Genomic DNA, 19,349 nt, shown 5'->3' with positions numbered 1-19,349 from the left:
AACAATAAAACATATAAAACAGTAACTTATTCCGCAGTCTGGAAAGTGGGTGCGACGCAGGAAAAATGCTGTCTCTAAAACGAGTATTTAAGAGAAAGCCGATTAGTTGGGCGATTTACCGCCGATTTCCGTCCAGAGAATACGTCTGTGAATTCTCCCGTGTCCACAAATGGCCATCGCCTTTCATAGACACTTATCACAGCCAAACGTTCTCCATCCTTACCATCCAAGCCTTGTCTGGCGGGAACCTAACCCTATGCCCTCTATTTGCGTGTTTCGATTGGCTGCAAAATGTGCAGGTCTTTTAAATCCGGCTGCCAAGTGTCGCGGCGCTTAACCACTCTTGCGGGACGGCTTGAGCATGCTTATGTACCGTACGGTACGGTTCTATATTTCTGGTTTCAATTGAACCTGCCGGACGCTTTCAACGCAATGCAGCAAAATCTTGTTTCCACTTTCATTTTGTCGAGGGGGCTTTTGTGATGTTGATATTGGCCGCGAAGATAATTTCAACGGTTGTTATTGTACTCGGCTTGTCGGGCGTGGCCGAATTCGTGGGGCCGGCCCTGGCTGGGCTGCTGTCTGCTTTGCCGCTTGGCGTGGCTCTGGTGTTTTTCTTTTTGGGTATCCAGCAGGGGCCTGAATTTCTGGTTCAGGCGGCGACCTATACGATTGCAGGGCTGGTGGCGACCTTGTGCTTCAACCTTGTCTACTGGTATGTGGCGCGCCGGGCCCATCGCTTGCAGTTTCTCAAGGCGACAGGGGCAGCGCTAGTTGGCTATTTGGCTGCCGCCCTGATTGTGACGTCAATGCATTTCAATCTCGCAGGAGCGGTTGGCTTCATGGCGGCTGCTGCGGTCTTGTCGATCATCTTGATGCGCAATCATGCGGATACGCAGATTGTCGAGCGGGTCAGAATGACATGGCAGGCGCTGGTGCTCAGATCGGCTATCGCGATTGCGGTGGTTGTTGCCATCACCGGAATAGCGGGTTTGATCGGTCCGAAATGGTCCGGGCTTCTGGCCGGGTTCCCGATGACGCTGTTTCCACTCATGATCATCATGCATTTCAGCTATTCGACACAGCATGTGTTTACCGTGATCAAGGGATACCCTTACGGTTTGCCCAGCATCGTCATCTTTGTGCTGGTGGCGGCCGTGAGTTTCGGTCCCCTGGGGGTCTATTTGGGGACAGGCCTTGCTTTGCTGTCGTCACTTGTCTGGCCCGTCACGTTTCTGTTCGGGTCCCGATACGCGAATGCCCGGCGGCAGCGCAGTGCCTGAAGCCAAACCGCACGTTCCTCCCCCGGTGAGTTCAACGGTCTTGTCTTGACCGATAGCTTTGCGTCCGCGGTCAGGGGAAAATCTCCGGAACGTCATTTCTTATCCGAAACGATAGAGTGATACTGACGGAAATCCGGATGACGTTCTCTCGATTGTGTTGGTTGTTCGACTGGAAAACCGGATCAAACAAGACCCCGGTCCGCGACAATGTGCGGACCGGACAAGCGTGGAGCAGGTCAGGCTGCCAGAGCGGTCTTGAGACGGCGCGACAGGACCCGGATACGGCTGTCGAACTCGCCCCGGTCGACGTAGCAACCGCGCAGGTGCCGGAACCCGGTCGACGGATCGAATGCAGCGCGGCCATGCAGGGCCCGGCGATTGTCGAAGATCACCATTTCCCCAGCGTCCAGCCGCGTCGTCATGACATAGGCCGGGTCGCGCGTCATCGCCATGATCGTGCGATAGGCGCGATAGTAGGCATCCATCTGCTCTGCTGGCATGTCGAAGACAGATGCGATATGGGCGTTAAACCTGACTTCGCTGACCGTGCCGCCGTTGTCCAGCTGGATCACGGTGTGGTGCTTGCGGATGTCATAGTCACCGTCTTGAAAGCGGAATGGAACCGGTGTGTTTGCAAGAAGATCGAAGGCGTCCAGATCGGACTGAGCCAGATCTGCGGCAATGGCAAAGCCGTCGGCAAAGGTCGAGCCGCCGCCTTCAGCATCGTTGGCGAGGCAATGCAGGAACTGGTAGCCGGGCGCCAGCTCCTGATTAGGCAGGTCGGTGTGAAGCGGCAGGGCATGGGACGTGTAGGCCAGATTGTTCGGGTCCGGTTTCGACATTACTTCGAAAGTGACGCCGAAATTGGTTTCCCGCAAAAAACCGATCCGGCGGGCGATGGACATGCCGGCATCCGCGTCGTTCGCCATCCCGTCGACAATGGCCAAGCCGGTTGTTTTTGCGCCGACCAGAAAGTCAAACAAGGCTTCGTCGTTCGCAAGCAAATCCCGGGCAGAAGCACGTGGCAGATCCTGCTTGGTGAGGTCTGAACGCCATAGCTTTGGGCGCACACTCGCAGGATCGGTAAAACGTTGACCCGGTTTGTGGGCTTCAAGCCAGTCTTGGGAAAAGCGGCTGACCAGATCTTCGGTGGCCCATCTTATGACAAGCTCCCTGCCTTCAACACCTGCGGAGGCAATCTGAATATCGAGTGGAACGCTGGTCAGGTCGAACTCGCGTTCAAGGGTTTGCGGATGAAACCCGCTCGGGCAATTGTCGCGCAGAAAGATCGCGGGATAGGCTGCGGTTTGGCCATCCGGCCAGACAAGCGTGAGCGTGCGGTGATCCGCACCAATGTGAGCTGTAACCATATGGGTTGTCCGGTTTGCGTTTCAGGATCGTTCAGGAACCGGCCAGACGGCCGGGCGATCACGCGAACTTGGGTGGCGGCCACCACCAGTGCGCCTTGGCGTGGGGCTGTCCCTGATTTCGACCAACACCGGCAATCATTGCCAATTGTCCCGGCTAGGATCCAGTATTTCGACGAGAACCGGATCGACCTAATTAACTAACTAGGAATGTTATAACAAAAGGAAACCCGCAGAAAGTGATTTCGGCGGGTCTGAGGGCGTCCGCAACAAATCAAAGGCGAAAGCCGCTCATGCCGGCGGTTCAAAATGCGCCTAGCCGTTCTTCGAAGCGCGGGCAGCAAGGGCAATTGCAACATAGCTCCAGCCGTTTAGAAGAACGGATATGCCGGCAATCAGGCCGAGGGCCCAAACTGCGGAGCCGGGCATTCCGCTCCAGATCAAAAAACCTGCAAGCAGAGAGGCGAGGCCTGCAATCGCAACCCAGACCCAGCCTTCATGTGGCCTGATCCGGAAGGCGAGGATCAGCTGGCTGACGCCCTGGGCAATGAAAATCGCGGCGATCACGATGGTCAGGGCAAAGGTACCTGCCAGCGGGTTCAAGTAGATCAGGATGCCGCCGGCCACCGCAATAATGCCGGTGATCAGGTTCCATAGAAACCCGGACTGCGCTTTCGTCTTGAAGGCATTGTAGATCTGGACGAGGCCGCCGACGAAGAACACCAAGGCAATCAGCAACGTGACGGCTATAGAGGTCGCGAGCGGGGCGGCAATCAGAATGCCGCCTCCGATAATCAGGACAATTCCAAGTATCAGAAACCAGGCCCAGTTCTCTTGTGCCTTTGTCCGGAAGTCTTCCATTTTATGCGCGGCATCAGACATTGTTTCGCCTCCACACTTCTAAAGAATCGACGGATTTTCTAAGCGTAGGCTCCATCCGCAAAACTCCTGTGACAAGCCTGTTAAAATTAGGGAGTGTGTTTCAAGCTGTTGCACCTGATGAAGGGGGTTGCCTGATGTGTAATTGCACGATAGTCATTCCGGATGAATATCGAGAATGATTTCAAGCTTTGCATGGTAACCAACGCCCGCATGGCCTCCCGGGCGATCTCGCGGCGTTATGACCGGGTGGCGAAAAAGGTCGGGCTGACGTCCGGCCAGTTTTCCGTTCTGGTGCTGGTCATGCAGGCCGAGGGTGAAACCATGACGGAACTGGCCGGGATCATCTCGATGGAGCGCACAACCTTCTTGCGCAATCTGTCATTGCTTCAGGGAAAGGGACTGGTCGAGCAGCGGCGTCTGGGCAAGGGCAGGGGACTTACCTACGCGTTGACCGGGGCTGGAGACGGTTTGCTCAAGCAGGCCATTCCTCTTTGGCAAAAGGCACAGCGGGATCTTGCGGATGAAATGGGGGAGGACGCCTTTGTCTCGGCGCTCAAGGCCCTGAAGCGGCTGTCGGAGATGTGACCGCTGCCTTTTTTTGATTCTATGAGTGTAATTACACGTTGGGAGTTGGTTCATGTCTGAACGCATTGTTGTCACCGGAATGGGTGTCGTCTCTCCACTGGGAACCGGCGTGGATGCCTTTTGGCGCCGGTTGTCGAAAGGCGAAAACGGTATCCGCCGTCTCACCCGTTTCAAGGCCGATGATCTTGCCTGCCAGATTGCCGGAGAAGTGCCGTCAATTGAGGAGGATCCGGACGGTTTTGATGCGGACCGTTACCTGGAGCCCAAGGAGCAAAAGCGTACCGACCGCTTTATTCACTTCGCATTGGCGGCAGCGGAAGAAGCTGTCGCACAGGCGGGCTGGGTGCCGGCGACGGACCTTGAGAAAAACCGCACCGGCACCATCATCGGAAGCGGCGTCGGCGGTTTTCCGGCCATGACCGCGGCAACGCGGCTGGTCGATGACAAGGGACCCCGGCGCGTATCCCCGTTTATGGTACCCTCATTCCTCGCCAATCTGGCAAGCGGGCAGGTCTCGATCCGGCATGGGTTCAAGGGCCCGCTCGGAGCGCCGGTCACGGCATGTGCTGCGAGCCTGCAAGCCATCGGCGACGCGGTCAGGATCCTGAAGAGCGGCGAGGCGGATGTGATGCTTGCCGGTGGAGCGGAGGCCTGTCTCGACCGCGTGTCCTATGCCGGGTTTTGTGCGGCCCGGGCAATGTCGTCCCGGCGCAACGACGATCCCGCTCTTGCCTCCCGGCCGTTCGACAAGGCGCGCGACGGGTTCGTCATGGGAGAGGGTGCGGGCGCACTCGTTCTGGAAACGGAACGGCATGCTCTTGAGCGGGGCGCCCGGCCGCTGGCGATTGTCAGCGGCTATGGCACCACAGCAGATGCCTATCATGTGACGTCTTCCTCGCCGGATGGGGACGGGGGCCTGCGGGCCATGCAGCTTGCCCTCGCCTCGGCGCAACTGAAACCGGCCGATATCGGCTATGTCAATGCGCATTCCACCTCGACGCCTGTTGGTGACGCCGCCGAGATGGCCGCACTCGATACCCTGTTTCAGGGGCGCGGGAAAACGCTGGCCGTGTCGTCGAGCAAATCCATGATTGGTCACTTGCTGGGGGCTGCCGGTGCCGTTGAAGCGATCGCGTGTATCTGTGCGCTTCGATCGGGAATCCTGCCGCCATCGCGCAATCTGGATGAGCCGGAAGAAGCTGTAGCCGGGTTCGAGTTGATCCAGGGTCAGGGGCTCAAGCGTCCGGTCGATCACATCATCAGCAACGGTTTCGGTTTCGGCGGCGTCAATGCGGCTGCGATTTTTTCGAAAGTGGATTGACAGGCCTTAAATCATTTTCCCATATATGAGAACTATATTTCATATACGGGAATTGCTATGGCGGAATTTGATCAAAAACTCGCTCGGCGGATGATGCGGCTGCGGCAGGACAGGGGCCTGTCGCTCGAGGCCGTGTCCGAGGCGACGGGCGTCAGCCGGGCGACCTTGTCCCGCATTGAAAGAGCCGAAACCAGCCCGACCGCCGCCACGCTCGGCCTGTTGGCCCATGCCTTTGAGGTCTCGATGGCGGATCTTTTTGCCTATGACGATGGTGTGGCCGAAGCGCTTGTCGCTCGAGACCAACAGGAAGTCTGGATGGATCCGGAAACGGGCTTTGTCCGCAGGAACGTGTCGCCTTCCCAGCCGGGCTATCGCGGTAGTATCGTCGAGGGCGAAATACCGGCGGGCCAGACCGTGGCCTATGCGAAGCCGCCCTTGCCGGATCTCGAGCATCATGTGGTCGCCCTGTCCGGTACGTTGAAAGTGACCCTGGCCGAAGGGGATGAAACCCTCCGGCCCGGTGATTGTCTGCGGTTTCGTCTCAATCACGGGAATGCATTCACGGCGCTCGGCCCGCATCCGGCACGCTATCTCATCTGTGTGGTAATGCCATGATTGGAGGGGATAAAATGCAACAGGCCGGCATCGAGTTGTTTACCGCAGATGCCCTTGAAGCTTCACTTGCCGAACTTGGCACACTCCTGAAAGCGTGCGTCGAGGATGGTGCCGGGATCGGTTTTGTCCTGCCGTTATCGCAGGAAAAGGCGGAAACCTTCTGGCGCAAACAGGCTCCGGATCTGCGAAGCGGGAGCAGCCATTTGCTGGTTGCGCGACACGCCGGCCGGATCGTCGGAACAGTAATGCTGCAGCTTGCCGAAAAGGACAATGGCCGGCACCGGGCCGAGGTGGCGAAGCTCATGGTCCATCCGGATGCAAGGCGGCAAGGAATTGCCCGCATGCTTTTGTCGAAAGCGGAGGCGTTGGCGCTGGAATTGGACCGTAGCCTTTTGACCCTTGATACGGTCACCGGAGATACTGCCGAGGGACTGTACCAGCGGTCCGGTTATCACCGGGTTGGTGTCATTCCGAAATTTGCGGTTTCAACAAATGGCGGATGGGATGCGACCACCATCTTCTACAAACAGCTTTGAAAAATCCGGGCTGGCCGGGGGCGAGGTCCTTTTCAAGCGCGCGGGTCTCGGCTAAATCCCCCGATCATGAGCAAGAACGCAAAAATCAGAGACGAGGCGCGCCAGGTCAACGCGCGCCCGCCCGCAGTCATCCTGTGTGAGCCGCAGCTTGGTGAAAACATCGGCACGGCGGCCCGCGCGATGGCAAATTTCGGTCTGGTCGATCTGAGGATCGTCAATCCGCGTGACGGCTGGCCGAGCGAAAAGGCCCGCGCGGCGGCAAGCCGGGCCGATCATGTCATCGACAATGTGCAGGTCTTCGACAGCCTTGAGGCTGCGATTGCCGACCTGACATTCGTTTTTGCGACCACCGCCCGCTCGCGCGAAGTGCCGAAACCTGTCCGGGGGCCGGACGAGGCGGCGGCGAAGGCGGTGGAACTGGGCAGCAAGGACCTTGCCGTCGGTTACATTTTTGGCCGTGAGCGCTGGGGGCTGAACAACGAGGAAGTCGCGCTTGCCGATGAAATCGTCACGCTTCCCGTCGATCCTGATTTTGCATCTTTGAACATTGCCCAGGCTGTGCTTGTGTGTGCCTATGAGTGGCGCAACACCGCGACGCAAGGCGCGCTTCCCTTCCGTCTTGACGAGGAGGAGCATCCGCCGGCAACCAAGGATGATGTGCTGCGCATGTTCGAGCATCTGGAAGGTGCGCTTGACCGGGTGACTTTTTTCCGCCCGCCCGAACGCCGCCCTCATATGGTCAGAACCTTGCGCAACATTTTCCAGAAGGCCTCGCTGACGGATCAGGAGGTGCGGGCCTTGCGCGGTGTGATTGCGGCGCTGGAAAAACGTGAAACCCGGCCGCCCAAGCGCGGTGACGAAGAAGAATAGGACCTTGAAACGCGATGACTGACACCGCCCGGCCGATCCTTGTTTTTGACAGCGGCATCGGCGGGCTGACGGTCCTTCGTGAAATCAGGCGTTTGCTCCCCTACGAACAGATCCTCTATGTGGCGGATGATGCGGCCTTTCCGATCGGAGCCTGGGAGGAGCAGAGCCTCAAGCAGCGCCTTCTGGATCTGTTCCGGGATTTGCTTTCGGTTCATGATCCGAAAGCCGTGGTCATTGCCTGCAACACAGCTTTCACGCTTGCCGGGGAGGCTTTGCGGGAAGCGCACCCGGACTGCCGGTTTGTCGGAACGGTTCCTGCCATCAAACCTGCGGCGGAACGGACGTTTTCCGGACTGATATCGGTTTTGGCAACACCGGGAACGGTTCGCCGCGCTTATACCCGTGGCCTGATCGACAGCTTCGCGTCCCGGTGTCATGTCCGGCTGGTCGGCTCGGACCGGCTGGCGGTTCTGGCAGAAGCGCATTTGCGCGGAGAACAGGTCCCGGACACGGAACTGCAGGCTGAAATCGAGGATTGTTTTCTCGAAGACGGGGGCAGGCGGACGGACATCGTGGTGCTGGCCTGCACCCATTATCCGTTTCTCGCCAACCGGTTCCGGAAGATTGCCCCCTGGCCGGTGGACTGGCTCGATCCGGCAGAAGCGATTGCCCGCCAGCTGGTGCGTGTTCTGGAGCAGCACCTCTGCAAAACACCTGGCAGTGCAGCCGACCGGGCGGTGTTTACCTCCAACCCCGAGGATCCGGCCTTGCAGCGGTTGCTGGCCGGTTTCGGTTTGACGCTGGTGCAGGATCAACTGTTCAACGTGGATGTTGGCCGTCCGTCCCCACAGGTCCGGCAGGCCGGGAAAGAGACGTTGCCACTGGCATGAGGGCGGTTATTTCCCCCGAAAGATTGACTTTTGAGCGGGTTTGGCGTAGCACCCGCCAGTCTTGAAAGCGTTATCGTTTTCAGGTCTCACGCACCCGTGGGCATCCGGCCGGCGCCGTCTAGCCGGGTCCCTGTCGATCCAATCCGTTTCCCGTGAACCGGAGAGGATAAAGGAGGGCGCGTTTCCTTGATAAAAAACAACGCGTTACACAAAGGAAACCGCGATGTCAAAGCGCCATAGCGTTAAGTACAAAATTGACCGCCGGATGGGCGAGAACATCTGGGGCCGCCCGAAGAGCCCGTCGAACAAGCGCGAATACGGCCCGGGCCAGCACGGTCAGCGCCGCAAGGGCAAGCTGTCCGACTTTGGTGTGCAGCTGCGCGCCAAGCAGAAGCTCAAGGGCTACTACGGCAACATCTCCGAGAAGCAGTTCCGCAAGGTTTATGACGAGGCGTCCCGCATCAAGGGCGATACGTCTGAAAACCTGATCGGTCTTCTGGAGCGCCGCCTTGATGCCATCGTCTACCGCGCAAAGTTCGTACCGACCGTTTTTGCCGCACGTCAGTTCATCAACCACGGCCACGTGAAGGTGAACGGCAAGCGCGTGAACATTCCGAGCTACCGTGTGCGTCCGGGCGACGTCATCGAAGTTCGTGAGCGTTCCAAGCAGATGGCTCTGGTTCTCGAAGCCGTGCAGTCCGCAGAACGTGACGTTCCGGATTACATCGAAGCCGACCACAACAAGATGACCGCGACCTACAACCGCGTTCCGGCCTTCTCCGATGTGCCGTATCCGGTGCAGATGGAACCGAACCTCGTGATCGAGTTCTACTCGCGCTAATCGGTCAATTCCGACCTTTCAAGGGCCGCCTTCGGGCGGCCCTTTTTTATGCCTGCAACGACTGTTATCCGCCCAACGGAATATTGGTCAAAAGACAGACCGTGCTGTCGTCAAGCTTGCCGATCAGGTGAAAGGCTTCATCGGAAAAATCCGTCCGGACCGAAAAGATTTCCTGGGTGAAGCCGGCTTCCTGCAAGGCCTTCGGCAGGTTTTGCGAAATAAACGTGTAGGTGCCCGGGATGCTGACCGCATGCAGGTCTGCCTCCGACCCGTCCACATTTGTTTTTGCAATCATCACGTTTTTCTTCATGTCGATTTCAAATGCGACATCAACGACCTTGCCGGAATAGGGGCCGAAACGGTCCTGACAATCGCTGTCCTTGGCCGGTTCCGGGGTGCCGCTCGGCTGGGCTGCCAATATGGCGACAAGCGGTATTTCCATGAAGCCCTCAATGATGGCTTCCCTGGCCTGCCCCGGCGACGCGCTTGATGCCGGCTGCTGTGCGCTTGCTGTTGCATCCGAAGCCGTTGCAGGTGCTGTTTCGGAACTTGTTGACGTGTCGTGTTGATCTGCACTTGCTGCGGACATGGAAAGTGCCAGTGTTCCGGCAACCAGCGCGGCGGTGCTGAAAACGGAATTCCGGGTATCTGAAATCGGCATGATCACTCCTCCGGTGACGGATGTGCCTCGGGTCCAAGGCAGGGCCAGTCTGGAGGGTTTGGGCGGGCAGATAAATATTGTCAGGAATGCGGTGGCCAACCTGTCATGATGACATACTGACGGGCCGGTTTTGTCCTTGTGATACGCCCCGGGGGTGCTTGCTCTTGAGGGCCTGAAAGACTAGGGTCCGCGCCGGAATTTCGCTGAGGAGAGAAGACAAGTGCAAGACAACGCTGAACAACCGGAGACCGGCGCGCAGACGGGCCAACGCCTTCCGGAAGCGGACGGTTCGCAGGATGTTCCGGCAATCCTGCAGCATGCCCCCTCAAGTGTCGAATTCAAGAAGCTGCGCAAGCGCTTGCTGCGCCAGGCCCGTCAGGCGATGGACGATTTCGGCATGCTGCCAACCGCCAAATCGGGCGACAAGCCGAAATGGCTGGTGTGCTTGTCCGGCGGCAAGGACAGCTATACGCTGCTCGCCGTCCTCATTGAGCTGAAATGGCGCGGATTGCTGCCGGTCGACCTGATCGCCTGCAATCTGGATCAGGCCCAACCCGGGTTTCCGGCGCATGTTCTGCCGGAATTTTTCGAGAAAAACGGTATCGAGCACATCATCATCCGCGAGGACACCTATTCGATCGTCACCGACAAGATCCCGGCGCATCGCACCTATTGTTCGCTGTGTTCGCGGTTGCGGCGCGGCATTCTCTATCGGGTGGCCCGTGAGCAGGGCTGCGAGGCGATCGTGCTCGGTCATCACCGCGACGACATTCTCGAAACCTTTTTCATGAACCTGTTTCACGGCGGGCGTCTTGCCTCGATGCCGCCGAAGCTGATCAATGACGATGGCGATCTTCTGGTGCTCAGGCCGCTTGCCTACTCGGCGGAAAGCGATATCGCCCGGTTCTCCGAGGGGATGCAGTTTCCGATCATTCCCTGCAATCTGTGCGGTTCGCAGGACGGGCTGCAGCGCGAAGAAGTCAAGCGCATGCTGCAAACCTGGGAAAAGGAAACCCCCGGGCGGCTCGGGGTCATGGCGCGGGCGCTCGGTCATACGCGGCCATCCCATTTGCTTGACCGGTCGCTGTATGATTTCGTCAAGCTGAAGCCCGGCCAGGCTTCATCCGGGGACGGCGAAGCCGAAGAACCTTGCGGGGCCGGTCTTGCCATGACAGCAGGCTTGTTTGCTGCCGAATAAAAACGCCGCGCCAGCGCCAAGGGCAACGTAGACAGACGTTTTGCGCGGGCTTATCGTCCCGGCATGGAAACAAGCCCGCAACTGACTTCCAACGATTATCAGATCCAGGTCGAGGCACTTCACGGCTTGGTGAGGGCGCGCCGGGGCGAACACGTACTGGCGCAATCGGACCGGGCACGGGTGATGCACGAGACCCGGCTGCCGCCGGTCATCTATTTCCCGCGCGGTGATGTCCGGGTTGCTCTTGAGCCGTCTCCGGATCACCGCACCTTTTGCCCGTTCAAGGGAACGGCCTCCTATGCGCATCTTCGGGTCGGGGAAGAGCTGATCGAAAATGCCGTCTGGTGTTACGAGAACGCTCTTCCGGAAGGACGGGCAGTGGACGGATACATTGCCTTCATGCCCGGGGCTGTTACCGGCTATGAGTTGGAGGCGGACGGTCTGACCGTGCTTCCAAGTGGTCATATCACCGGCCCGACCGTCGATTGGCTGCTGCGCGAAGCCTGGGCCCTGCCGAGCCCCGACGAACTGACCACCGCGATCGGGCGCAGGCTTGTCGCCGACGGCGTTGCCGTTTCGCGTCTGAGCGTGTTGATCTGGTCGCTTCATCCGATGATCGCGGGACGGCATTTCATCTGGACCCGGGCGGACAATCAGTTGATCGCGCGTGCGCCTTCGCATGAATACCTGAACAACAATCCGTTGTTCACCGACAGCCCGCTCCGGCACGTTTCCCAGGGACTGGGCGGCATCCGCCAGAGACTGGATGCCAACCCGGACGAGTTCGATTTCCGGATCATGGAGGATCTCAAGGCTCAGGGCGCGACCGATTATGTCGCGATGCCGCTCCCCTTTTCGGATGGCCGGATCAACGTCCTGACCATGGCGAGCGATCACCCGAAGGGTTTCACCACGGCCAATCTCGGTCTGGTGTTCGAATGCTCCGCGATCATCAGCCGGCTTTATGAAGTTTTCGCGCTGCGTTCCAATGCCACGGCATTGCTGGACACCTATCTCGGCAAGCGCACCGGCGCGCGGGTCCTTGGGGGAGAGATCCGCCGTGGCGACGGTGACGTGATTGAAGCGGCCATCCTGTTTTGCGACTTGCGCGGGTCGACGCGGCTTGAGGCGGAGTTGAGCCGGGGAGACTATATTGCGCAACTGAACCGCTTTTTCGAAACGACGGCGGACCGGGTCAACACTCACGATGGCGAGGTGCTGAAATTCATCGGTGATGCGGTTCTGGCGATCTTTCCGGTTAACAGCGTGCGCGAAGACGCCTGCGCCCGGGCGGTTCTGGCGGCGCGGGAAATCGTCCACGGGCTGGCTGCCCCCGAGGATGACGGAGCCTTGCCTCTGGACTGCGCGATCGGGATCGCCTTCGGCGAAGTCACCTATGGAAATGTCGGGTCGCGGGAGCGGCTGGATTTCACCGTGATCGGAAGTGCCGCAAATATTGCCGCACGCCTTTCCGACCATGGCAAGCGGATCGGTCATCCGGTCGTTGTTGCCGAAGATGTCTGTCAGGATCCCTTGCACCCACCAACGTCATTGGGGAAACTGGCGCTGCACAATGTTTCGGGCCCGGTCGAGGCCTTCATGGTGGATATCGGGAATTAGACACACGATGACTTCCGGATCCACGTTCATGGTCGGGCTCCGGAGGCATCGTCGAACAGGCTGGGTGATTTTATTGGGGCCCGCGACCGTCATCCCGGCCAAGCGAAGCGCGGAACCGGGACCAAAAAACCCGGAATTTAACGGGTTCATGGGCTCTCCGGTCCGGGAAAAAACCTTCCGGTTTTGTCCCTGATGACAATCGGGGGTGAATTCAGTGCCGCAAGCGCGCGCTGATGGCTCTAGCGAACCGCCGTGTTGGCCGAGAAACCGCCCATCGGGAGATTGCGGACAAGGATGACAAGCCCTTGCTCAGCCGGTGCGCTTCCCGACAGCGCGAGACCGCCATGGCTCTTGCAAAGCTCTTCTTCGCTCTTGCCGTTTTGTGGCGCAAACACGGTCAGCTTGCTGCAATTGACCCGGCGGTGATCGGTTGCCTCCGGCATCAGACTGGCCGCCAGAAACACGGTGCCGATCGTCACAACCGCGGCGGTTGCAAATGCCATCCAGTTCATTTCCCGGTCCCCTCCATCCACCGTTCAAGCCTGTCTTGCAGGGAGAATGCCGCCACTCCGCTTGAGCGAAGCTGAAGCAGACGTATCCATTCAGGCCATTCTGGATGATTCGTGCTGATTGCCGGGACGAAACACGAAAAAAGGCGGCTCTGTTGCCGAGCCGCCTTTGGATAACAGAACGATTTCCGACCTCTGTCGCCCGAAATCAGGCCGACTGTTCGGTCTGAATGCCCTTTTCGGAGAAGGTCGTTTGCAGTTCCTGATTCTGGAACATTTCGCGGATGATGTCGCAACCGCCCACGAACTCGCCCTTCACGTAAAGCTGCGGGATCGTCGGCCAGTTGGAGAAATCCTTGATGCCCTGACGCAGCGCATCGTCTTCCAGAACGTTGATGCCTTTGTAGGGAACACCGACATAGTCGAGGATTTGCACGACCTGACCCGAGAAACCGCATTGCGGAAAATTCGGGGTGCCTTTCATGAAAAGCACCACGTCGTTGGTGTCGACTTCGTTCTTGATCCAGTCCTGGATGCTCATGGATATATCCTTCTCAAGTGCCTGAAAGCGGGCCGGACGCTGTCACTATCCGGTGCTGGCGGCTTAGTGTGTTCGTATCACCGCGTATGCGGCAAGAAATCAGTCCGGCGCTTTGGTTTGCAGGGCGAGGGCGTGAAGCTCCCCGCCCATGTTGCCCTTGAGCGCCTGATAGACCAGCTGGTGCTGTTGCACGCGGGACTTGCCGCGGAACGTCTCGGAAACAACACTTGCCGCATAATGATCGCCATCGCCTGCAAGGTCGCGGATCTCCACCTGAGCGTCGGGCAGGGCCTCCTTGATCAGGGTTTCGATCTCGTTTGCGTTCATCGGCATGTGAATGTCCCTCTTGAAAGTCTTCGGTTCATTTCGGTTTCAGGCATTTGCCATATAGGCCGGGAACCAATTTTCGTGTGCTTTTTGTAAGTTTGCAACGGATATGGTGAGAATGCCTTCAACAGTCAATTGCGTACCGCCGACGGTGCCGATGTGGTTGGCCACAACCCCTGCGTCAATGATGTCTTCCAGGATGTCGTCACGGCGGTCCGCCGGGATCGTGATGACATAACGCGCCTGATCCTCGCCGAAGAGCGCGGCATGGGAAGGGCCGTCAACCCGGACGGTCGCTCCAAGATTGCCGGAGATCGCCATCTCGGCGAGAGCAACGCCGAGACCGCCGGACGAGATGTCATGGACGGCCGTGACCCGGCCCGCACGGATCAGCTCCCGGACCAGCAGGCCATTGCGTTTCTCGGCAGCCAGATCTACCGGCGGCGGCGTGCCTTCCTCGCGGCCAAGCACTTCGGCCATGTACATGGAAGCACCCAGATGCGTTCCCTTTCCGCCGATCACGACAATGGCATCGCCCTCATTGGCAAAGGCTGCAGCGGCCCGTTTCGTGACATCCGGCAGCAGGCCGACGCCCCCGATGGCCGGGGTCGGCAGGATCGCTTCGCCATGGGTTTCGTTGTAGAGCGAGACATTGCCGGAGACGATCGGGAAATCGAGGTCCCGGCAGGCTTCGCCGATGCCTTTGATACAGCCGACGAACTGGCCCATGATGTCGGGTTTTTCCGGGTTGCCGAAATTGAGGTTGTCGGTTGCAGCCAGCGGCTCGGCGCCAACGGCGGACAGGTTGCGCCAGACTTCCGCAACCGCCTGTTTGCCGCCTTCGAACGGATCGGCCTCACAATAGCGCGGGGTCACGTCCACGGAGAAGGCAAGGCCCTTTTCCATGCCGTCAACCCGGATCACACCTGCGTCGCCGCCCGGTGTTGCAGCCGAGTTGCCCTGGATCAGCGTGTCATATTGTTCGTAAACCCAGCGGCGTGAACAGCCGTTTGCCGATCCGACCAGCGCCTGAAGGGCCGTGGCATAGTCATCGGGCTCGTCCACGTGATCAGCGGTGAGCAGAGGACGCTTTTCCGGCTCGATCCAGGGGCGGTCGTATTCCGGAGCCTCGTCGCCCAGTTCCTTGATCGGGAGATCCGCGACCACTTCGCCCTGATGCTTGACGATGAAGCGCAGCGTGTCGGTGGTGACGCCGACAATGGCAAAGTCCAGACCCCACTTTTTGAAGATCGCCTCGGCTTCGGCTTCCTTTTCCGGACGCAACACCATGAGCATGCGCTCCTGGCTTTCCGACAGCATCATTTCATAGGCGCTCATGCGCTCTTCGCGCACCGGCACCTGATCCAGATCGAGTTCGATGCCCAGATCGCCCTTGGCCCCCATTTCGACTGCCGAACAGGTCAGACCGGCAGCGCCCATGTCCTGGATCGCAATCACGGCGCCGGTTTCCATCAGTTCCAGACAGGCTTCCAGAAGGCATTTTTCGGTGAACGGATCGCCAACCTGAACGGTGGGACGCTTTTCCTCGATCGTGTCGTCGAATTCGGCAGAGGCCATGGTGGCACCGCCAACGCCGTCGCGGCCGGTCTTCGCACCCAGGTACACGACCGGCAGGCCGATACCTTCGGCCTTGGACAGGAAGATCGCATCGGAATTGGCAAGGCCCGCGGCGAAGGCGTTGACCAGGCAGTTGCCGTTGTAGCGGGCGTGGAACTCGACTTCACCACCCACCGTCGGGACGCCGAAGGAATTGCCGTAGCCGCCGACACCGGAGACAACACCGGAAACGAGGTGCCTTGTGCGGGGATGATCAGGTTCGCCGAAGCGCAGGGCGTTCATTGCCGCCACCGGCCGGGCACCCATTGTGAAGACATCGCGCAAGATCCCGCCGACACCTGTCGCGGCCCCCTGATAGGGCTCGATGTAGGACGGGTGGTTGTGGCTTTCCATCTTGAACACAACGGCCTGCCCGTCGCCGATATCAACAACGCCTGCGTTCTCTCCCGGGCCCTGCAGCACGCGCGGACCTTTGGTCGGCAGTGTCTTGAGCCATTTTTTCGAGGACTTGTAGGAACAATGCTCGTTCCACATCGCCGAGAATATGCCGAGTTCGGTAAAGGTCGGCTCACGGCCGATGAGTTCCAGGATCCGGTCGTACTCATCGGGCTTGAGCCCATGGGAAGCGATAAGGTCGGGCGTGATCTTGATATCGTTCGGGATCATGTCGGTCCGGGGATTTGCGGCGCATGCGCCTTGGGGCTGTTCGGCGCCGGTTTAGCAGATCGTTTTGCCGATGGGGAGCCTTGTTTCCGCCATCCATTGTGAATGGGGCTTCTTGAACCCGTTATGCGCCGCCCAGAACAAGATACAACGTGAAGGCAGCATAGCCGGACAACATGATCGCGCCTTCCCGGCGTGTGATTCGCCATCCCGAAACGGCAAATACCAGGAGAACGACCGTTGCCACCAGCATGACCCACACATCCCTTTGCGCAATATCCTCCGGGATTGCCACGGGATGAACCAGAGCTGTCACGCCCAGAATGCCGAGAATGTTGTAGATGTGCGATCCGATGACATTGCCCAAGGCAATATCCGACTGGCGTTTCAGGGCCGCGACCACGGATGTCACCAGTTCCGGCAGCGAGGTGCCAACGGCCACGATGGTCACGCCGATCACCGATTCGCTGATCCCCATGGTGCGGGCAATTCCGACCGCACCGTTGACGAGGTAATGCGCGCCGCCGATCGTCATGGCGAGGCCGGCAACAAGCAACAGGATCAGGAACGGCAGGCGGGATGTGAAGGGCTGCGCGGTGGCCGCATCTGCCTCCGCGCGGTGGAACTCTGCCGAGGGCGTGTCCTTGTTGGCTTCGGTCCGGTAGGTGGTCAGGATGTAGGCCGCGAGGCCCAGAAGCAGCAGTGCGCCTGCGATCCGGCCAGCTTCACCGATGACCGCCAGCACGACGAAGGCAAGTGTCGAGGCCATCACCACAACGCCGTCGCGCCGCATGGCAGCAGGGTCCGTTGCAAGCGGGGCAATCACGGCCGCAAGCCCGAGAATCAGCAGAATATTGGCGATATTCGAACCGGCAATGTTGCCGATTGCAATGGCTGGCGCGCCGTTCATGGCGGCAATCAGACTTGTGACCAGTTCCGGGGTCGACGTTCCAAATCCCACCAGCACAAGCCCGATCAGGAGCGCTGAAAGACCGAAATGGCGGGCAACGCCGACAGCCCCCCGAATAAAGAGATCGCCACCTGCGACAAGGAGAACTAGACCGGCAACGATTTGGAGATAAAGCACGAAAGGGGCCTTTGACTGAATGAACCTGCAAGTGGGCAGGATGCATTCTCTTCGCAAGGCCGCCGCAAAAATAAAACCCCGGCAACAGGTTGCCGGGGCACGTTCATGCCTCTCTTGTGTAAAATGTCCGGATCAGACCGCGCCGGAGTATTCGCCGCGCGCCGGATATTCGTTCTTTTTCACGAAGTCGAGTGCGCCGAGCATTTCCTGGAAATGCGGACGGACAAACGGCATGGTCTGTACGGAGGCAAAATAGAGTGTGCCGTCCGGCTTGACCAAAAAGACGCCGGGCTCGGAGAAAAGTGCCGGTTCTTCAATGCCGATCGAGGTCGTGCCCCGGCTTGTGGAGATGTAGAGGCCCCAGGATTTCGCGACTGAAAGCGGCAGGCTGTGGCCAAAGCGCAAGTTCTGCGCACCGATCTTTTCGGCCATCTTGCGGCTGCGGTCCCCGTCATCGGAAGAAATCGCAATCGTCTTGACACCGCGTTCTGCGAACCCGGGCGTCAATCGTTCCAGTTCCTTCAGGTATGTCGCGCAAATCGGGCAGTGAAGTCCCCTGAAAAAGACAACAAGGGTTCCAAAGTCTGCTGCGTCGTTCGACAGATCAAAAGTGTCCCCGGTTAATGTTTCTACAATGAGGGCGGGAACAGGCTGGCGTGGCATGAGCATGGGGATATCCTTATGTGGCATCGTCAGGGATCAGCTTTTGACTGGTTGACGGCAGGATATTGAACGTTAAGAAATTAAATGTACGATTTGGATGATCTGGAGTTCGTAAAAAATGGATGAGTTTGCCCGCTCCCGCTTCTCGGGCCGGCTGGACCGGCTGTCTTCCCTGATAGAGCGGTTCCGTGTCCAGGCGGAGGTAATTCCAGCGGATCGCGCCGTGCTTGAGCAGGCAAATTTCCTGATCCAGCGACTGCCCGATGGAAGTCTGCAATTGGTTTTCTACCCCGGTGGCGCAAAGACGCGGGGTCAAAACGCGGCATTTTCTGAAAGGGACGGGCTTGAAACACTGGTCGCCGCGCACATCCAGATCACCGGGGCCGGTCATCATCTGGTTTGTGCCCTGCCCAAATGCATCGAGATCCCGCTCAATTTGGCCCCGGACCTTGCCATGGTGGTGACCCCTCTGGTGGAAGAGGTCGTGCGTCCGCGATGTGGCGGATTGGCGGTGTTTCACCGGCTGTGCGAAGTCGTTGTGATCCGTTTGCTGCGTCACGCTCTGGAAACGGGCGCTGCGGATGTCGGCTTGCTGGCCGGGTTGGCCCATCCGCGCCTTGCTGCCGCTCTGGTTGCCATGCATGCAGCGCCTGAGCGCTCCTGGACGCTTGAACAGCTGGCCTCGGTTGCGGGCATGTCGCGCACACAGTTTGCCGTAACATTCAGGGAAGTGGTGGGAGTGACGCCGGGAATGTACCTGTCCGCCTGGCGGCTCGACATCGCGCGGGCAGAACTGGAAACCGGGTCTCCGGTGAAAGTGGTCGCCAAGCTTTGCGGGTTTTCCAGTGCTGCTGCCTTCTCGCGGGCCTTTTCACGCCGCTACGGCTATGCGCCGACACAAATGCGGTCTCTGGAAGCCGGGTAGCCCAAAACGTTCAAGTTGGTTAGCCGCACCTGCCGGGGCAGGTGCGGCTGCGTTGAGCGTCAGGCGTTTGCGAGACGTTTCGCCTTGTCCAGCTTTTCGAGTGCGCGGCCGAGCAAGAAACACACGGGAACCCCAGTATACAGGATCGCTGCGCCGAGGCGGTTGCCCTGATGGTTTTCAGGGTCGCAACGGTGGGCCATTTCCTGCGCCCAGGCTTTTGCAAACGGGGCGGCCATGCGGGTGAGGCGGGGGCTTTGACGCATTTTTTCGACAAACGGGATCGCCCAGGCATGGTATCCGCGCTGGACGGTCGGACCAAGAACCTCCCGTCCGTAGTGGGAGTCCCACTTGTAGACGTCGGTCGGAATGACGCCGATTTCATGCATG

Annotated in this window: 21 protein-coding genes; 11 read left to right on the top strand and 10 right to left on the bottom strand. The window is 59.1% G+C overall.

Annotated elements, in window-relative coordinates; translation table 11 throughout:
* Positions 1-482 precede the first annotated feature (482 nt).
* Positions 483-1,283, top strand: a complete 801-nt coding sequence (locus E1297_RS11330; protein ID WP_155138091.1) for a hypothetical protein — start codon at positions 483-485, stop codon at positions 1,281-1,283.
* 236 nt (positions 1,284-1,519) lie between these two features.
* Here E1297_RS11330 and E1297_RS11325 read toward each other — a convergent pair whose 3' ends face one another.
* Positions 1,520-2,653: a TauD/TfdA family dioxygenase gene (locus E1297_RS11325; RefSeq protein WP_155138089.1), complete on the bottom strand. Its 1,134-nt coding sequence runs from the start codon at positions 2,651-2,653 to the stop codon at positions 1,520-1,522.
* Positions 2,654-2,965: 312 nt separating this feature from the next.
* The gene (locus E1297_RS11320; protein ID WP_155138087.1) at positions 2,966-3,532 is read right to left on the bottom strand and encodes an HdeD family acid-resistance protein; all 567 of its coding nucleotides are present in this window, start codon (positions 3,530-3,532) and stop codon (positions 2,966-2,968) included.
* Between the two features lie 162 nt (positions 3,533-3,694).
* Here E1297_RS11320 and E1297_RS11315 point away from each other — a divergent pair, with 162 nt between their 5' ends.
* The 7 genes from E1297_RS11315 (at position 3,695) to rpsD (ending at position 9,190) form a co-directional block, all read left to right on the top strand.
* The gene (locus E1297_RS11315; protein WP_155138085.1) at positions 3,695-4,117 is read left to right on the top strand and encodes a MarR family winged helix-turn-helix transcriptional regulator; all 423 of its coding nucleotides are present in this window, start codon (positions 3,695-3,697) and stop codon (positions 4,115-4,117) included.
* A gap of 52 nt (positions 4,118-4,169) precedes the next feature.
* Positions 4,170-5,438, top strand: coding sequence for a beta-ketoacyl-ACP synthase II (gene fabF / locus E1297_RS11310; RefSeq protein WP_155138083.1), 1,269 nt, complete (start codon positions 4,170-4,172; stop codon positions 5,436-5,438).
* 57 nt (positions 5,439-5,495) lie between these two features.
* A complete protein-coding gene (locus E1297_RS11305) occupies positions 5,496-6,053 on the top strand; it encodes an XRE family transcriptional regulator (protein WP_155138081.1) in 558 nt (185 codons plus the stop codon).
* A gap of 14 nt (positions 6,054-6,067) precedes the next feature.
* A complete protein-coding gene (locus E1297_RS11300; RefSeq protein ID WP_155138079.1) occupies positions 6,068-6,589 on the top strand; it encodes a GNAT family N-acetyltransferase in 522 nt (173 codons plus the stop codon).
* 66 nt (positions 6,590-6,655) lie between these two features.
* The gene (locus tag E1297_RS11295; RefSeq protein WP_155138077.1) at positions 6,656-7,459 is read left to right on the top strand and encodes an RNA methyltransferase; all 804 of its coding nucleotides are present in this window, start codon (positions 6,656-6,658) and stop codon (positions 7,457-7,459) included.
* 14 nt (positions 7,460-7,473) lie between these two features.
* Positions 7,474-8,349, top strand: coding sequence for a glutamate racemase (murI, locus tag E1297_RS11290; RefSeq protein ID WP_155138075.1), 876 nt, complete (start codon positions 7,474-7,476; stop codon positions 8,347-8,349).
* 223 nt (positions 8,350-8,572) lie between these two features.
* Positions 8,573-9,190, top strand: a complete 618-nt coding sequence (rpsD, locus tag E1297_RS11285; RefSeq protein WP_155138073.1) for a 30S ribosomal protein S4 — start codon at positions 8,573-8,575, stop codon at positions 9,188-9,190.
* Positions 9,191-9,254: 64 nt separating this feature from the next.
* Here the strand turns inward: rpsD and E1297_RS11280 are convergent, their stop codons facing one another.
* The gene (locus tag E1297_RS11280) at positions 9,255-9,851 is read right to left on the bottom strand and encodes a hypothetical protein (RefSeq protein WP_155138071.1); all 597 of its coding nucleotides are present in this window, start codon (positions 9,849-9,851) and stop codon (positions 9,255-9,257) included.
* 307 nt (positions 9,852-10,158) lie between these two features.
* On the opposite strand from E1297_RS11280, the gene ttcA reads away from it, so the two are divergent.
* Positions 10,159-11,049: a tRNA 2-thiocytidine(32) synthetase TtcA gene (gene ttcA, locus E1297_RS11275; protein WP_368669528.1), complete on the top strand. Its 891-nt coding sequence runs from the start codon at positions 10,159-10,161 to the stop codon at positions 11,047-11,049.
* Positions 11,050-11,112: 63 nt separating this feature from the next.
* The gene (locus E1297_RS11270) at positions 11,113-12,669 is read left to right on the top strand and encodes a DUF427 domain-containing protein (RefSeq protein WP_155138069.1); all 1,557 of its coding nucleotides are present in this window, start codon (positions 11,113-11,115) and stop codon (positions 12,667-12,669) included.
* A 239-nt stretch (positions 12,670-12,908) separates the two neighbouring features.
* On the opposite strand, the gene E1297_RS11265 is transcribed toward E1297_RS11270, so the two are convergent.
* From E1297_RS11265 to E1297_RS11240, 6 genes are all read right to left on the bottom strand, one after another.
* Positions 12,909-13,172 (bottom strand): hypothetical protein, encoded by a 264-nt coding sequence (locus E1297_RS11265; RefSeq protein WP_209015752.1) that lies wholly within the window; start codon positions 13,170-13,172, stop codon positions 12,909-12,911.
* Between the two features lie 214 nt (positions 13,173-13,386).
* Positions 13,387-13,719, bottom strand: coding sequence for a Grx4 family monothiol glutaredoxin (grxD, locus tag E1297_RS11260; RefSeq protein ID WP_155138065.1), 333 nt, complete (start codon positions 13,717-13,719; stop codon positions 13,387-13,389).
* Between the two features lie 99 nt (positions 13,720-13,818).
* Entirely contained in the window at positions 13,819-14,052 is a 234-nt protein-coding gene (locus E1297_RS11255; RefSeq protein WP_155138063.1) for a BolA family protein, read from the bottom strand.
* Positions 14,053-14,091: 39 nt separating this feature from the next.
* On the bottom strand, positions 14,092-16,290 hold the full coding sequence (gene purL, locus E1297_RS11250; protein WP_155138061.1) for a phosphoribosylformylglycinamidine synthase subunit PurL: 2,199 nt from the start codon (positions 16,288-16,290) through the stop codon (positions 14,092-14,094).
* A gap of 121 nt (positions 16,291-16,411) precedes the next feature.
* Complete coding sequence (locus E1297_RS11245) at positions 16,412-17,374, bottom strand: calcium/sodium antiporter (protein ID WP_368669527.1); 963 nt, start codon at positions 17,372-17,374, stop codon at positions 16,412-16,414.
* Positions 17,375-17,506: 132 nt separating this feature from the next.
* Complete coding sequence (locus E1297_RS11240) at positions 17,507-18,043, bottom strand: peroxiredoxin-like family protein (protein ID WP_155138059.1); 537 nt, start codon at positions 18,041-18,043, stop codon at positions 17,507-17,509.
* A 112-nt stretch (positions 18,044-18,155) separates the two neighbouring features.
* On the opposite strand from E1297_RS11240, the gene E1297_RS11235 reads away from it, so the two are divergent.
* Positions 18,156-18,962 (top strand): AraC family transcriptional regulator, encoded by an 807-nt coding sequence (locus tag E1297_RS11235; RefSeq protein WP_155138058.1) that lies wholly within the window; start codon positions 18,156-18,158, stop codon positions 18,960-18,962.
* Between the two features lie 59 nt (positions 18,963-19,021).
* Here the strand turns inward: E1297_RS11235 and E1297_RS49120 are convergent.
* The coding region (locus E1297_RS49120; RefSeq protein ID WP_196223276.1) for a hypothetical protein at positions 19,022-19,349 on the bottom strand (328 nt) is incomplete at its 5' end.

This window comes from Roseibium sp. RKSG952 (assembly GCF_009711355.1).
The sequence above is the reverse complement of the archived record's forward strand: the minus strand, read 5'-3'. Positions and strand labels throughout refer to the sequence as shown.